Source organism: Pseudomonas bharatica CSV86 (assembly GCF_000319305.2).
Taxonomy (GTDB): Bacteria; Pseudomonadota; Gammaproteobacteria; order Pseudomonadales; family Pseudomonadaceae; genus Aquipseudomonas; species Aquipseudomonas bharatica.
The window spans coordinates 23,202-36,639 of record NZ_AMWJ02000007.1 but is presented as its reverse complement, the minus strand read 5'-3'; the positions used below and the strand labels follow the sequence as shown (position 1 = coordinate 36,639).

Annotated in this window: 15 protein-coding genes and 1 pseudogene; 12 read left to right on the top strand and 4 right to left on the bottom strand. The window is 55.4% G+C overall.

Annotated features, from left to right (window positions below; translation table 11 throughout):
• Positions 1–292 precede the first annotated feature (292 nt).
• A complete protein-coding gene (locus CSV86_RS29640; protein ID WP_037061505.1) occupies positions 293–2,179 on the top strand; it encodes an SIR2 family protein in 1,887 nt (628 codons plus the stop codon).
• 355 nt (positions 2,180–2,534) lie between these two features.
• On the top strand, positions 2,535–3,629 hold the full coding sequence (locus CSV86_RS29635; RefSeq protein WP_240160683.1) for an argonaute/piwi family protein: 1,095 nt from the start codon (positions 2,535–2,537) through the stop codon (positions 3,627–3,629).
• 124 nt (positions 3,630–3,753) lie between these two features.
• Here the strand turns inward: CSV86_RS29635 and CSV86_RS29630 are convergent, their stop codons facing one another.
• Positions 3,754–4,374: a tyrosine-type recombinase/integrase gene (locus tag CSV86_RS29630; RefSeq protein WP_009403480.1), complete on the bottom strand. Its 621-nt coding sequence runs from the start codon at positions 4,372–4,374 to the stop codon at positions 3,754–3,756.
• Between the two features lie 144 nt (positions 4,375–4,518).
• Between CSV86_RS29630 and CSV86_RS32570 the strand changes: the two genes are divergently transcribed.
• From CSV86_RS32570 to CSV86_RS29595, 9 genes and pseudogenes are all read left to right on the top strand, one after another.
• The gene (locus tag CSV86_RS32570) at positions 4,519–4,725 is read left to right on the top strand and encodes a hypothetical protein (protein WP_009403477.1); all 207 of its coding nucleotides are present in this window, start codon (positions 4,519–4,521) and stop codon (positions 4,723–4,725) included.
• 110 nt (positions 4,726–4,835) lie between these two features.
• Positions 4,836–5,183 (top strand): metalloregulator ArsR/SmtB family transcription factor, encoded by a 348-nt coding sequence (locus tag CSV86_RS29625; protein ID WP_009403476.1) that lies wholly within the window; start codon positions 4,836–4,838, stop codon positions 5,181–5,183.
• Between the two features lie 21 nt (positions 5,184–5,204).
• The gene (locus CSV86_RS29620) at positions 5,205–6,488 is read left to right on the top strand and encodes an arsenic transporter (protein WP_009403473.1); all 1,284 of its coding nucleotides are present in this window, start codon (positions 5,205–5,207) and stop codon (positions 6,486–6,488) included.
• Positions 6,489–6,515: 27 nt separating this feature from the next.
• On the top strand, positions 6,516–6,986 hold the full coding sequence (locus tag CSV86_RS29615) for an arsenate reductase ArsC (RefSeq protein WP_009403459.1): 471 nt from the start codon (positions 6,516–6,518) through the stop codon (positions 6,984–6,986).
• A gap of 12 nt (positions 6,987–6,998) precedes the next feature.
• The gene (arsH, locus tag CSV86_RS29610) at positions 6,999–7,700 is read left to right on the top strand and encodes an arsenical resistance protein ArsH (protein WP_009403457.1); all 702 of its coding nucleotides are present in this window, start codon (positions 6,999–7,001) and stop codon (positions 7,698–7,700) included.
• A gap of 554 nt (positions 7,701–8,254) precedes the next feature.
• Positions 8,255–8,416 carry a hypothetical protein gene (locus CSV86_RS29605; protein WP_009403455.1) on the top strand — a complete coding sequence of 54 codons (162 nt, stop codon included), beginning with the start codon at positions 8,255–8,257 and terminating at the stop codon, positions 8,414–8,416.
• 11 nt (positions 8,417–8,427) lie between these two features.
• Entirely contained in the window at positions 8,428–8,652 is a 225-nt protein-coding gene (locus CSV86_RS29600) for a DUF2188 domain-containing protein (RefSeq protein WP_170395317.1), read from the top strand.
• Positions 8,649–9,091, top strand: a pseudogene (locus CSV86_RS32565) (DNA methylase). The gene CSV86_RS29600 and the pseudogene CSV86_RS32565 overlap by 4 nt, the downstream one beginning before the upstream one ends.
• Positions 9,092–9,296: 205 nt before the next feature.
• The gene (locus CSV86_RS29595; protein ID WP_009402753.1) at positions 9,297–9,686 is read left to right on the top strand and encodes a response regulator; all 390 of its coding nucleotides are present in this window, start codon (positions 9,297–9,299) and stop codon (positions 9,684–9,686) included.
• Between the two features lie 4 nt (positions 9,687–9,690).
• Here CSV86_RS29595 and CSV86_RS29590 read toward each other — a convergent pair whose 3' ends face one another.
• Entirely contained in the window at positions 9,691–10,095 is a 405-nt protein-coding gene (locus CSV86_RS29590; protein WP_080604785.1) for a response regulator, read from the bottom strand.
• A 382-nt stretch (positions 10,096–10,477) separates the two neighbouring features.
• On the opposite strand from CSV86_RS29590, the gene CSV86_RS29585 reads away from it, so the two are divergent.
• Positions 10,478–12,028, top strand: a complete 1,551-nt coding sequence (locus CSV86_RS29585; RefSeq protein ID WP_009402749.1) for a sensor histidine kinase — start codon at positions 10,478–10,480, stop codon at positions 12,026–12,028.
• 27 nt (positions 12,029–12,055) lie between these two features.
• Here the strand turns inward: CSV86_RS29585 and CSV86_RS29580 are convergent, their stop codons facing one another.
• Together CSV86_RS29580 and CSV86_RS29575 are read right to left on the bottom strand one after the other, a co-directional pair.
• Complete coding sequence (locus CSV86_RS29580) at positions 12,056–12,412, bottom strand: response regulator (RefSeq protein WP_009402747.1); 357 nt, start codon at positions 12,410–12,412, stop codon at positions 12,056–12,058.
• Between the two features lie 348 nt (positions 12,413–12,760).
• Positions 12,761–13,021, bottom strand: a complete 261-nt coding sequence (locus CSV86_RS29575) for a hypothetical protein (protein ID WP_240160682.1) — start codon at positions 13,019–13,021, stop codon at positions 12,761–12,763.
• Positions 13,022–13,438 lie beyond the last annotated feature (417 nt).

Here is a 13,438-nt window from a genome sequence, read left to right as displayed (position 1 = left end):
GCTAGCAGGAAACGGGATTCCATCGCTGTGGAAACATTGCAATTTCTGCCCCTTTTTCTTCTCGCGTTCTCTACCAAGCTGACGATTGGGTGCGCCCCTTTCCGGCTGCAAGTGACTTTCTCTCCCTATTAGCCCGCTGGCTGCGGTATAGATTTGCCCACTCTGACGAGACCTTCTACGCTCCCCCTATCGGTTATAGCGAAGAGCGTTTTCCACCGCTCTGTATATGTTGAAATCGCAATAGGGCATTAACGCTCTGCACACGGATGAGTTTTTTCAACGAGCGACCTTCGTGACGCAATCAATCCAGACGATTTCGGCAAGTCATTTCGCAACTGCGTTGGCGTTGAGGCCCAATCTGGTAGCTTGGTTTCTAGGGGCAGGCGCATCAGCTGCTTCAGGGATTCCCACGGGTTACGCAATGATCAGGGATTTCAAAGCCCAGATCTTTTGCCGTGAAAACAACCTTTCGAAACGGGAGATCGACACTGGTGATCCTGTTTGGATTGATCGCATTGATGATTTTTTCAGCAGAACGTCGATTCTGCCGCCTGACGGTGATCCGAATGAGTATGCAGCAGCGTTCGAGGCGGTATACCCACAAGCCAGGCATCGCAGGCAGTACATAGATGATGCGATCTCCAAAGGCACCCCATGTTTCGGCCATCGTGTTCTTGGAGGGCTGCTAGCAGCGCGTAAAGCGGATTGTGTTTTCACCACAAACTTCGACCCGCTGATTGAAGAGTCTGCTGTTTCAGCCAATGCGCTTTTGCCTGCGCGGGAGCAGGCTAGGCCTACCGTAGCGTCTATTGACTCCAGTCAGCGAGCGATGCGATGCCTGAATGAATCTGATTGGCCGCTGGTGGCCAAGCTACACGGTGATTACCAGTCCATTGCTATCAAGAACACTGGGTCTGAGCTGGAAAAGCAAGACGAGCATATGAGGCACGTGCTTGTCGAAGCGAGTAAGCGCTTTGGGATGGTTGTCGTCGGATACAGTGGTCGTGATGCCTCAATCATGGAAGCTCTGGATTCTGTTTTGCGGGAAACCGCTCCATTCCCCAATGGGCTTTATTGGGTGACATCCTCAGCTTCACGGCTTTTACCCTCAGTCACCCGATTTCTGGAGAATGCCGTAATTGCTGGGGTCGATGTTGCAATAGTCGAATGCAAGACCTTTGACGAATTGGCTGGTGAGGTGATCAAACAAATTGATTTGCCTCAGATGCTTACTGATCACGTTATGCAGGGCCAGACCGCTCAGCGACTGGTACCTGTGAACCTGGCAACTAGTGAGGTTAGGACTTTTCCGGTCTTGAGGTACTCAGCGTTGCTAGTCGAGTCATTGCCTCCAGCAGCACGCCGGATCGGTTTGGCGAGACCCGCCAGCATCTCGGAAGTGAGAGCGTTGTTGAAGGAGCATCGGTGTCGTGCAGTCGTAGCCTTCAGTGGTCGGGAACTGGTTGCGTTTGGAAGGGATAACGAGCTAATCGCTGCGCTAGCCCCTTTTGGGGCCCAGTTAGCGGGAACTGCTGATCTAGATGTAGAGAAAGATAGCTGGGCGCGTGGGCTTCTGTACGACGCTCTGGTTCAGGCTCTGTCGCGGCATCGGCCGCTGAATCCCCAATTTAGACGATCTGGTCATTCACTAGTCGTCAAGCGTGGTCAGGAGGGCGAGGATCCTGAAAGGACTCGCCGACGAGATCAGGACCTTGCGTTATTGCGGACGGCCTATGGGGGCGCATTGGCGGGATATGTGCCAAAGCTGGGCTTTCCATACCAAGAAGGCGTTCTCCTCAAGCTTGAACTGATTGAACAGCGCTGGTGGTGTGGCTTTGAGCCATTCACTTTTGTGAATATTCCCAAGGATCAGCTTACTTCCCAGACGGGAGGGCAGCAGGCCGACGATGAGCGCCGCATAATGGGTGGGTCATCTGAACACCGTGTTGGAGATCCGGCAGGCGACTGGCGGAGGGAGCGCTGGGCCCAAAAGTACAATCGGCACTGGGCAGCGATTATCGATGCCTGGGCAAAGCTCCTTGCGTCGGGCGAGGATGGGAAGGTCCAAGCATTCGGACTGAGCGAAGGCACTGGAGTTGATGCCGAATTTACCATCTCCCAAATTACTGGCTGGAGCCGACTAGGCCATCATGACTCGTACTTCGATAGGACTAAATGATGGGTAGTTCTGCTCAGGCATCGAAACTTTCTCCATTCACGCTTCTTACGGAACCGCTGCTGTCATTTTCGCCCTCGAACCTGGATCAAGTAGATGTGCACCCGCTTAGAGGACTTCTCAATTTCGGTCCGTTTTCTGAGGGCTCTTTTGCTGGATACAGTTCACGGATACGTATTGCAACGGTAGGCCCAGAAAGCGCGTTCAAGCGCCGTAGCGAGCTTATGGCGTCTCTACGAGGCTCTTACCGACCTAGTGATCGCTCTGAGTACGTTCCTCCATATCCCGGTTTTGAAGCGCTATTTCGGGTGGGGTTAGAATCTGCCCCAAGGGAGCGCACATCAAATGGCCGAACTCCATGGATCAGTTGCCGGGAGAGGGTGACCCGCAAGCCAGGCTCTTCTTAGCAATGGACGCCGCCCTTCGCCGGCTGGAGATGGTAAGAAACGACTTTGACGTCGTACTGGTACATCTTCCAGATGTTTGGGCTCCGGCCAGTCGTAGTAGGAATTTTGACGCGCACGATGCTTTAAAAGGATTGGGGGCTAAGTACAACATTCCCACCCAGGTGATTAACGACCGTGCTTTCACCTTCCAGCACAAGGCATCTCTTGCTTGGCGGCTTGCAATCGCCCTTTACGTGAAGGCATCGGGTACGCCTTGGAAGCTGGCCCCGTTGAAGGGAATACCTGCTGATACTGCATATATCGGCCTTGCTTACGCGCTGCGCGGTGATCAGCGTGAAGCCCACTATGTCACCTGCTGTTCCCAAGTCTTCGACATGGACGGTGGCGGGATGCAATTTGTGGCTTTCGAAGCACGGGACCCTGTAGAGGATATTGGCGAGGCGCGTCGGAATCCGTTTCTAAGCCGTGATGACATGCGTTCCGTGCTTGCTCGTAGCTTGCGTCTATACCAAGGGCGAAACGGCGGTAATCTGCCGAAGCGACTGGTCATACACAAGACTACGGCGTTCAGATCAGAGGAAATCGACGGTGCATTTGATGCGTTGGCTGGGGTACCAGAAATTGAGTGTATTGAGGTAGGTACAGCGTCGTGCTGGAGAGGCGTATGGCTGATATCTTCTGATCGGGCTGATGTCCTGAGCAAGCCTGCTAATTACCCAGTTCCCCGTGGGACTATGGTTATTCGGTCAGGAAACTCGGCGCTTGTCTGGGTTGCAGGCAATGCTCCGGAAGTCTCTACAAATGGGGATTACTACCAAGGCAAAAAAAGTATCCCTAAGCCGATTCAGCTAACTAGACATGCTGGAAAAGGTCCCCTTGAAATTATTGCCCACGAGGCCTTGGCTTTGACAAAGATGGATTGGAATAACGATGCTCTTTATGATCCTGTTCCGGTCAGCATTCGTTATTCTCAGAGACTTGCAAGAACAATTGCAAATGTCCCGGATCTGCCGGGTAACGTGTATCCATATAGGTTATTTATGTGATCTGGCTTTGGTTGGTAAATATGTGATTCTTGAAGCGGAATGAATCGCCCCTCGTTTCGCACACCTCGAACGGCTGCAAAGGGTCGATTAGCGACGGTCTGACCTAGACCGCCGCTATGCATGATCAAACCTCGGTCTGTTCTGCCATCTCCAGAGCGTCATCGACCTCAATCCCCAAATATCGAACGGTGCTCTCCAGCTTCGTATGGCCGAGCAGCAGTTGAACGGCCCGCAGGTTCTTCGTCCTGCGATAGATCAGTGATGCCTTCGTACGTCTCATCGTATGAGTGCCATACACGGCTGGTTCAAGGCCAACGGCCTTCACCCAGCCTTTGACGATGCGAGCGTACTGCCGAGTGGATAGATGGTCTGATGTATGCAGTCGGCTAGGGAAAAGGCAGTCCTCGCTGCGTAGCTGGGCCTGATGTATCCAAGCCGCGATAGCGGACCGTGTTTGTTCAGTAATCTCGAACTGGACTGGCCGGTGCGTTTTCTGCTGCATCACCATCGCTCGTGAGGACACCTGTTCGCCATGAGCAACGTCGCGTACACGGAGCTTGGTTAAGTCGCAGGCTCTGAGCTTGCTGTCTATGGCCAGATCGAAGAGAGCTAGGTCACGGGTTCTCCCTCCAACTTGAAGCCTTACTCGTATAGCCCAGATATCTCTCAGTCGGAGCGGAGCTTTCTGCCCGACCAATTTTCCTTTGTTCCAGGGCTGACGACCGCAGGTTGAGATGATGTTCATGGCAAATCCTCCACGTGTGGGAGGATAAGGATGGTTAGCCAGAGCAGCGGTCGCTAATGACCCAGTGCTGCCCTTGGCGGCGAGCAGCTAACGGCCTGAACTGCTAGGCGTCCTATACTGCGTAGGTCACAAAGGGAGGGCAGCATGGACGACTTAAGAGACAAGATAGAGGCGAGTGAGCCGCTGATGCAGCAAGCCATTGAGGCACTGCGACGGTACCACGAAGCCAAAGCCGCAGAGAGCCCGCCCGATGAAATCGAGCGCCTTAAAATGCTAGCAGACTCGTTGTTCCAAGCCGTCTCGGAATATCAACTTCGGGCGCTTGGAGGGCCAATTAGACCCCTTCAGTAAGTGTTGATGCCAAAGGCTGCTTTCGACCCATAGCAGACGTTCAGGCCAAATGTGCTTGCATGATATATGGAAATTCGTATATTCGACTTTCCATATGTATTGGTGCAGCCATGATTACCCCGCCCGATGTGTTCAAGAGCCTATCCGATGAGACCCGTACTCGCGCCACCCTGCTGATCGCTAGCCTCGGTGAGCTATGTGTCTGCGAACTGATGTGCGCGCTGAACGACAGCCAGCCCAAGATAAGCCGCCACCTCGCGCAGTTGCGCAGCAATGGCATGCTGTTGGATCGTCGCCAGGGGCAATGGGTGTATTACCGCCTGAATCCGGACCTGCCCGCTTGGGTGCATGAAATGTTGCAGGTGACCTTGAAGGCTAACTCACAGTGGTTGGCAGACAACTCTCTTCGGCTCAAGAACATGGACGGCCGCCCCGTTCGTGACGCTGCCTGCTGCTGATCATCACCGAGCGAGATCCTCATGCTGATCGCCATTGCCGTCTTTGTCTTCACCCTCATCCTGGTCATCTGGCAACCGAAGGGGCTCGGCGTTGGCTGGAGTGCTGCGCTCGGTGCCCTCATCGCCCTGGCGGCGGGTGCCGTTTCGCTGCACGACATCCCGACTGTGTGGGCCATTGTCTGGAACGCCACCGCCACTTTCATCGCCGTCATTATCATCAGCCTGCTGCTGGACGAGGCCGGTTTCTTTGAGTGGGCCGCGCTCCACGTGGCGCGCTGGGCAAACGGCAGCGGCTACCGGCTGTTCGCCTTCTGCGTGCTGCTCGGTGCTGCTGTATCAGCGCTGTTCGCCAATGACGGTGCGGCTCTGATCCTCACACCTATCGTCATGTCGATGCTGCTCGCGCTGCGTTTTTCTCCCGCCGCGACGCTGGCCTTCGTCATGGCTGCCGGCTTCATCGCCGACACAGCGAGCCTGCCGCTGGTAGTCTCCAACCTGGTGAATATCGTCTCAGCCGACTACTTCAGGCTTGGCTTCAGCGAATATGCCTCGGTGATGGTGCCGGTGAATTTCGCCAGCGTGGCCGCAACCCTGCTGGTGCTGTTCCTGTTCTTCCGCCGTGATATCCCGAGACAGTACACGGTCGCGGCCTTGAAGACGCCAAGCGAGGCGATTCATGACCGCGCGACCTTCAACGTCGGTGGCTGGGTGCTGCTGGTGTTGTTGATCGGCTTGTTCGCCCTGGAACCACTGGGTATCCCGATCAGTGCGGTAGCCGCAGCCTGTGCGGCGATCCTCTTTGCCGTCGCCGCTCACGGGCATCGCATTTCGACCCGTCGGGTACTGCGCGAAGCGCCCTGGCAGGTGGTGATCTTCTCTCTCTGCATGTACCTGGTGGTCTACGGGCTAAAGAATGCCGGCTTCACCGACATGCTCACCCACCTGCTGGATCGCCTTGCGCAGCAAGGGCTGTGGAGTGCCGCCATTGGCACCGGGTTGATTGCTGCATTGCTGTCCTCGGTCATGAACAACATGCCTAGCGTGCTGGTCGGTGCTTTGTCGATCCAGGCCAGCGAGGCGCAAGGGCTGGTACGTGAGGCGATGATCTACGCCAACGTCATCGGCTGCGACCTCGGCCCGAAAATCACCCCCATCGGCAGCCTCGCTACGCTGCTTTGGCTGCACGTCCTAGAGCGCAAGGGCATGCGCATCACCTGGGGTTACTACTTCAAGGTCGGCATCCTTCTGACGTTGCCGGTTCTGTTGATCACCCTTTCGGCCCTGGCATTGCGCCTGAGCCTCTGACATCCGCCACGAAGCGGAGGAGCCCCCATGCGAGTCCTGTTCATGTGCACGGCCAACAGCTGCCGCAGCATCCTTTCCGAGGCCATGTTCAATCACTTGGCGCCTCACGGATTTGAAGCCGTCAGTTCCGGCAGTTTTCCGAAGGGCCAAGTGTTGCCTCGCAGCCTGACCACCTTGCAGCATGCCGGCATCTCGACCGATGGGCTGAGCAGCAAGGGCAATGACGCGTTCGAGGACTGCCCTCCTGATATCGTCATCACCGTGTGTGACAAGGCTGCCGGTGAAGCTTGCCCGGTGTATTTCGGCCCTGCACTGAAGTCGCACTGGGGGCTGGAGGATCCGTCCGATGTCGTGGCTGACGAGGCGTCGATCGACGCAGCATTCCGCGCCACGTTGGCCCGTATTGAGGCTCGCTGCCAGGCCTTCTTCGCACTGCCTTTCGATCACCTCGACCGTGATCAGCTCAAACATGAGCTGGATCGCATCGGTACGCTTTGAGCAGGAGGAAACATGTCCGAGCAATTGCCTAATCTCGACCTCGCGCTGTTCGATGTGCCGCCAGCGGCAACCCGTTTCAGCGAGCACAAGCCGCGCATCCTGCTGCTGTATGGATCGACCCGCGAGCGCTCCTTCAGTCGCTTGCTGGTGGAAGAAGCCGCACGCCTGCTGGAGCACTTCGGTGCCGAGACGCGGGTGTTCAATCCATCAGGCCTGCCACTGCCTGACGATGTACCGGTCGAGCACCCGAAGGTGCAGGAACTGCGTGATCTGGTGCAGTGGTCGGAAGGCCAGGTCTGGTGCTCGCCAGAGCGCCATGGCGCGATGTCTGCGGTTTTCAAGGCGCAGATAGACTGGGTACCTTTGGCGCTGGGTGCGCTTCGTCCTACACAAGGCAAGACGCTGGCGGTCATGCAGGTATGTGGCGGCTCGCAGTCGTTCAACGTGGTCAACCAGTTGCGTGTGCTTGGCCGCTGGATGCGGATGTTCACCATCCCGAACCAGTCCTCGGTACCCAAGGCTTACCTGGAGTTCGACGACGCCGGACGCATGAAGCCATCGCCGTACTACGACCGCGTAGTGGATGTCATGGAGGAACTGGTGAAGTTCACCGTCCTGCTGCGTGACTGCCAGGAATTCCTCGTGGATCGCTATTCGGAGCGCAAGGAAAACGCCGAGCAGCTATCTGCTCGTGTGAACCAACGCTCGATCTAAGCGCTATGCTCGGAATGTCCGCTATGGGTCGTAAGCAGCCTTTAGCCAACAGCAGCTTTGGGTCGGTAGCGGCCCTTCACCACGGCAGCAAACGACCCATAGCGGTCCCTTGTTCGGGGCAGCAATCGGCCAAAAGGAGTGAAGGCGTCCTGGAAATTAGGGGCAATTCGGGTAGTGCAGCCCAGCGCGGCACTACTATAGCCTGACCCATCGCATACGCCTCTAAAGTGGGCGGATCCTAATCTTCATCACCGAACTCACAGTGAGAAATTGGATAGCGGGCGTTTGATCGATGTACAGGTACGCTTGGGACGGACGGGAAAACCCAACTCTTCATCGGGTTTACGATGAGCTCAGTCAGCCGCTCTCTGAGGAGGGCTTCGACAAGCGCCCCGGCGGGGCGACACGGCCGCTGAATCACTGGGTAACCCTGCTTTGGGGGCCAGCCGATTGATAACCTCTAACAAGCAGCATGGGATCGGAAAAGGTGCAGTGCTGATCGAACTGAACGTAGACGCGGCGAAGCGCTCCAACCATGGTAAAGGAGGTGCACCATGCAGCCAAAAACAGAACGTTCTGAAGAGCAAGGGCTGAGCAACGTCCCTTTCATCAATGATCCGGAGAAGCCGACGTCCCCGCCGTTGAACGATGCCGACGCCACGGATGCAGCTGAAGCTGAGGAAGACATCCAGGACGATGGCGAATCAATCCAATAGGAGGATAAGGCGTGGAAAATTATCACGTGAGCCCGACCGCCGATGGTTGGGAACTGAAGAAATCCGGTGCTGAACGTGCTTCCAAGCGCGCTGCTACGAAGGCTGAATTGGTCGGACATCTTTCCGAGTTCTTCGACGGGAAAACCGCCTCGGTGAAGATCCACAAGGCCGACGGAACAATCGAGGAAGAACGGACGTATCCACGTGCCGCAGACCCGAAGCGCACCAAGGGGTGATCACGGTTACCGCTGCCACTTTGGGCATCGACATTTCAGAGGCTTATGAAGTCGGTGTGTACAAGTGGCTGCTGGCCAGCTTTCTGATTGGAAAGAGGATTCGGTCCAGCACTGCAGTGGAGGCCTATCGCACCTGGTCAACAGACATGGTTTGGATACACCGAGCAAGCTGGCCGGTTGCTCGCACCAGATCCTCGTAAAGTTGCTGGGCCAGGCGGGCTATGCACGTTATGACGAATCAACAGCCCGCCGGCTGCACGCTTTAGGGCTACGCCTTGAGGCAGAGCTCCAAGCCAAGCTTGCAACTGTCGTCACAGCATCCGACACCGGTCGATTTGAAACTTGGCTTCTCAGCCTGGACGGGATCGGGCCTAAAACCCTCGAAATTTTTCTGCGAGAGTTCCGACCCTACCTTCAGCGTACCCATAGTGCCGAGTAGAATTTCATGCCGCTTCGCTCAGAATATCTCTGGACCTGGAGACTAGTATCCCCGCACCGAAGACACCCTTCTTCCCCATCATCTATCTTTGGTGTTTTGCTTAGAAATATGACGGCGCGCGAACAGACAGCGCGGTGGCTATTCGCTACCGTCAATTACCATTCAGAATCATGAAAAAATCTCCTTTTTGCAGGCGAGAGGCCTTATGGAATTCGGGACAAAAGGACTGTCTTTGATCGGAATGAAGGTTCTTGTTCTAGAAGATGATCAGACGTTGAGGACATTGATGTCCGATATCATTCGGGAGTTGGGAGCTGACTGCGCAACTTTCGATAACGCCGATGACGCGCTCATCGAGTTATTGGAACAGCACGGTAGCTTCTCTCTGGCCATCGCCGACCACGGGCTGCCTGGTAGCATCAAAGGTATGGAGTTCCTCTCCATGATCCAGCAGAAGTGGCCCGATTTGCCCTGTATCTTCACGTCCGGCTTCAACCTGGACACAGATGGGCTCGATCCTCGGACCATCTTCCTTTTCAAACCTTGGGCTCTTGAACAACTCATTGACGCCATCGGCCAAGCCCTGAGCCGGTAACCACCTACTCTGGGTAAATCCGCTTGCTGAACTGTACGAGCACGGGCATTACCATCTGGTCAAACGACTCTGAAGGCCACGGTTTGGGCAGGAAAGACACTCCCATCGGCAGTGGTCTTCCCATCTCTTCATAGAACCCGCTCATTACTATGACCCCAGCCGCAGGAAGGCTTGCCCGGACTGTGGTTGCAAGAGCAAGCCCATTAACAGGCCCTGGTGTTCTAACGTCCGTCACGACCAACGCCCATTCCTGAGTACTTAGAACGGCGAGTCCTTCAGCCGCGGTTGCAAAGCTGGTCACCACAGCTCCGAGATCCTCGAGCATAAAGGTAAGGATTGCTCTTAATGCAGGTTCGTCTTCTACAAGCATCACGGGGGGAAGCGGTGGAGGGGAAATCGTGTGTTTCATCATCTGGCTCGCGTAACATGCACCAGATCGGAGTTGACATCCTGTCGCCGTCTTCAAGGCGGCTTGGTGCGTGATGTCATTACGACATCGTTTGCTCCAGATAAATTCATTCTGCCTCCCTAATCAATCAAACGCTCCACGCTAGCGTTGTTCATCGATTTTTCCGCGCTCCTCGTCACCGTCGGGAGCGCTTGACTCTCGCAGATCCGGTTGACCGCAATTTTCAGCCATCGCGCGGTCCAGGACCAGGACATTCGCTCTGCGGCTGAATTATGCTGGAGAACTGCCCAGGTGCCGCTGAAGCTCCATCATCGATGCGATTGTTTCTGTAGTGCGCCGGTGCGACGATAGCAACCCCCATTGCCGTTGTGGAACAGCGTTTATGGAACACTCGACTCCTGATGAGACGATCCGGGCTGCGCTACGAAAGACTCATGCCCGACTCAAGAGGCAGCATGAATTGGTTGTCGAGTTTGGTGTTCACTCGCTGAAATCGAACAGCCTTGATCCGTTGATTAATCAGGCATGTACGGTGGTGGCAGAGGGGATGCAAACGCGCTTTGCCAAGGTCCTCACTCCGATTGAGGACACCAATGATTTCCTCCTTGCTTACGGGGTTGGCTGGGATGAGGAGGACATCGGTAGCGCGGTTGTAGGTGGCGATGTCGCAAGCCCGGCCGGCTATGCGATATCGACCTACCGTCCAGTGCTTTCTAACCATCTCGGGCAGGAAGAGCGTTTTCGGACTCCAGAGCTGCTGAAGAGATACGGCATAGAGCGCGCGATCAACGTGCCTATCCGGGGCATCTCGGTTCCTTTTGGGGTATTGGAAGCTGACAGTAGTGACGGTGATGACTTCATCGAAAGCGACCTGGTCTTTCTGGAAGGCATATCCAATGTTATCTCGATGACCTTGGAAAGACTGGCCTCCGACGCTGACGTTCCCGCTCCAAACCCTTATTCGGAAAGCATGCTCAACGCCAGTCCCGACTGTGTAAAGGTTCTTTCAACCGAGGGGGAAATCGAATTCATGAACGACGCCGGCCTGTGTTTGATGCAGATCGGCGACCTGGCTCAGGTCAAAGGCAAATCCTGGTGGCATCTGTGGCCTCAAGAGTCCAAATCACTAGTACTTGATGCATTGGAAAAGGTCGTGCGTGGCGAGTCCACACGTTTCGAGGCCCTCTGTCCTACAGCACTCGCTGAGCCCAAATGGTGGGATGTGACTGTCGCTCCTATCATGGGTCCTGAAGGCGTTGTAGAAAAAGTGATTGCGGTCTCCCGGGATATCACTGAGCGTCGGCATCACGAAGTCCAGTTGCTATCGCTGATCGAAGCGCAAAATACCCAACTCAGCAGAAGTAACATGGACGTCGAGGAGGTCCATCACCGGGTCAAGAACAGCCTCCATCTGGTCAATACCTTGCTGCTCCTACAAGCCAACCTGACTCCCGATGAGGCTGTCAGGATTCAGCTTCAAACAGCGGCTGGCCGGGTCGTCACCATCGCCACCGTGCATGAGCGCCTATACAACGCCTCGCATGAGCACGCCATTTTGGCATCTGACTACCTCAAGGCGTTGCTGGGCGACTTGGGCCGAGCACTGGCTGACCGAAAAATCGAGCTGGATGCCGACCCATTAGTGCTTCCTCCGGAACGAATGGCGCCGTTAGGCCTGGTGGTGTCGGAGTTGATCACCAACGCACTGAAGTACGGGAAAGGGACCATTGAAGTCGAGGTGAAGGATGCCGGCGATCATGCGCTGATCAGCGTTTCAGATGAAGGGGATGGTTTCCCGGACACCTATCCTAAGCCGACCGGTACCGGCTTGGGTATGCGCCTGGTCAAGAATTACTGCGGATATGGGGCTGCGGCTATTTCGATCGACAGGCAGTCTGAAAAAAGTACCATCCGCGTGCGATTCAAGTTGTAAGGGTTCCACCTCGAGCTCTGTGCTTCATTAGCCTAGGAGTGCATTGATGGCGTCGCTCAATGCATCCAGGGTGCACGGTTTGGTAATGAACCGTGCATTGGCCGGAAGAAAACCAGGCTCGAGCACTGTATTGCCTGAAACGATAATGACCGGAAGCTCTGGGCGCAACGCCCAGACCGCTTTGGCCAGATCCAGCCCGTCATAGTTACCGGGCATGCGCACATCGGTAATCACCAACGCCAACGGTGGGGCCTCTTGCAGTTTGTGCATTGCGTCATCGGCGCTTGCGCACTCGACGACGCCATGCCCCAAGTGCGTTAACACTTCAGTCATCAGCCATCGGAGGATGTCGTCATCCTCCACCACCAACACCAGCCCACGCATAAATTTCTCCCACCATTTTCCCTATTGGTGTCAGCACATTCACCATTGTTTCCAGGGCCTGACAGAAGGAAGGACAGACGGCGCAAGCGCGCAAGCATGCGCACCTCTGGAGGGCCTAGTGAATGTTTGGCCGGATGTTACGGTTAAGCACCGCGCTGAAGCCGGCGGTGGCCAGTGTTTTTCATCGATGCTGACCAGCCGTTTGCATTGAGGTGCCCTGTCATTTGTTGGATATGCCCCGCCTCACACATCCTGAACGGCGAAAAAAGCTCATCACGATTGGTAGCTCACGACCCATAGCAGCCTCTCGAAGGCATCTAGAGAAAGGGGACTAACCATGTGTCCGGTCTATACACTCCCCAGATGGCGCTCATCCACGATCGCAATAACACGCGCTTCGAATACCTCTAGCAACGTGTTGAGGGTGACACCTTCTTCCACAGGCTGAATCAGAATGAATCCAAAATCTTTGCTTTGAATGACAACACGCTGTTCGGCTCTCCAGGGACTGCCCACGGATGGCCAGTTGAGCTTGAAGGTCGCGTCGTAGCCGCGATATCGCATTTCACGGGTGTAGAAACACTTTGAGCCTGGCATAAGACTGCTCATGCGCGATCATCGCGATCGCAGCAAACTGAAGCATTAGATGAGGCTTCGGCCTTTGACTCGCCTAGGATCAAAGGATTCTTGCCGCGTATGAAGGGCTAGATGCAGAGGCGTTAGGCTGGGCTGCCCGCACTCTTATGGATGGCTCGACGGAGTCGAGTAAGCATAGGGGAGATTTTTCCCCGGCAAATTTCGACGCTCTCTGTTGCTGGGATAGCCATATGGATGCAAAGGTTCAACAAATAATTTCGTGTGATCAACGAGAGCAGACGTGTGTTAAATGGCTACGCCATCCCATTGCCACATTCATACAGTACACTATTGCGCGGGTGCTGGCTGCTTGGTGCAGTGAGGTAGGTTTAAAAGATTACGCTGGTCAGGCCGCTATGCGGGAGTTCTTGCGCCTATGCAAAACCCTCA